The following is a 1,572-nucleotide window of genomic DNA, read 5'->3' as shown; positions in this document are numbered from 1 at the left end:
CTTTGCGCCTCCTCCTGCCGGAGTACTTCCTCAGCAACCTCTCGGCGGCCTTCGGCTTGAGCTTGCGTAGCCTCTGAATGCGCCTAACTATGTTGAAGTACGTCGTATGGATGGTTCTTAGCTTGCTCTCAATCCTAAGGATGTGTGGGTTCGAGCTCACAGCCGTGACATTAGACTCGTTGATGTCTATCGCTATCCAGTCGCCCGGGTTGGAGAGGTCTACCTCCTTCTTGAAGGGTACGATTATCTCCGTCTCGTTTATCGTCACCTCGCCTGTTTTGAGCTTGCCCTCCCTCCACGCGTCTATGAGCCTCCTCTGGTAGTCCCCGTACTTCAGCTGCACGAAGAGGAACTGCCTAGGCCTGACCGAGATTCTGACCTTATCGCCGTAGAACCTGTAAAGTTGCGGGTCTAGTTGCGTGAAGAGCTTCTTGGCCAACTGGCCTATCGCCCTTGACCAAGCCCCTCCGCCTCCTCCAGCTCTTGAGAATGGCTAGGGCTATCTTGCAGGCCGAGTGGCAGAAGTGCGTCGAGTAGTCCCGCGCCTCTTCCACTCCTCGTAGATGCCCTTCCTGAGCCTGGCGTAGGACGTGGTCCACCTCCTCGCGGCGTAGTCCATGCAGAAGTTGACCATGTCCCTGAAGTCCTCTAAGAGCTTCTTCACCGCTCGCTCGGCTCGTAGCTGAAGGGTATGCTGAGGGCTACTTCCACGGCAGTAGGGTATACTTCCAAAAGTGTTATAAAGGTTAACTATTCAGAAAAAGCTGACTCAGCCTGAAAAAGAAATCAACCGAACGTCTGTGAATGAAGCTTTATCTAACTCGAATAAGATAACATGAACCTCAACGTCAAGCACTCTATGACAATAATACCTTCCTATACCCCACGATGCCCAGAAATGCGAAACCACGCTGCCGACGTTTTCGTCACCAGTGGCTTTGATTAAATAAAATCCTCTTGCCGTTTGAACCGTAATCTTGTAATATATGGCGTACATCGTCATATTCTCTCCCGTCAGCCTCGTTGAGTTTAGAACAAGCCCAACCTTGTATCCATATTCTTTCGAGCTTCTGTTCAGATGATACCCTGCCGGTACAACTATCGAGAAGCTATCGGCCTCAACCTGGCCAGATGTCAGCCTCATGACCTTCTTAACCAGCTCCCCGTAGCTTTCAGGAGCGCCCATAGCGTAATTTTTGGCTAAAGCCACCTCAGCAGCCGTAACTACGGCAGGTACGTACGGCTCTTGACCTCCAACGTACTTCCCAGCAAGATAAAGTTGCTTTGCATCGAGCGACTTGCAGGATAGCACGGCTGCCAAGACCTCCCCGTCGCTTATCTCGATGTTGCCAGATATCCTTACCTTTTTGCTGCCATCCAATTCCATGGGCTTTCCGTCAACTATCCCCTTGACGGAAGAGGCGTATACCTCGAGGTCCCTTAGAACGCCCTCCGATGCCGCTAAGCCAAGATCGGGCATGGAGAGGTTGAAAACAACGGCCTCTGCGCCCCTGATCCTGACGAGCGAGAGGTTACCGACACTTACCGGCCCCTCGATGAGGCCATCCTTGA

Annotated in this window: 1 protein-coding gene and 1 pseudogene; both read right to left on the bottom strand. The window is 52.4% G+C overall.

What is annotated here, in order from left to right; all coding sequences use genetic code 11:
* Positions 1-732, bottom strand: a pseudogene (locus BA066_07900) (transposase).
* Positions 733-769: 37 nt separating this feature from the next.
* Positions 770-1,572 (bottom strand): hypothetical protein (locus tag BA066_07895; GenBank protein RDD52771.1); only part of this gene is annotated, 803 nt, incomplete at its 5' end.

It is taken from the genome of Candidatus Korarchaeota archaeon NZ13-K (assembly GCA_003344655.1).
GTDB lineage: Archaea > Korarchaeota > Korarchaeia > Korarchaeales > Korarchaeaceae > Korarchaeum.
Note: the sequence above shows the minus strand (reverse complement) of the source record. Positions and strands in the feature narration are given on the sequence as shown.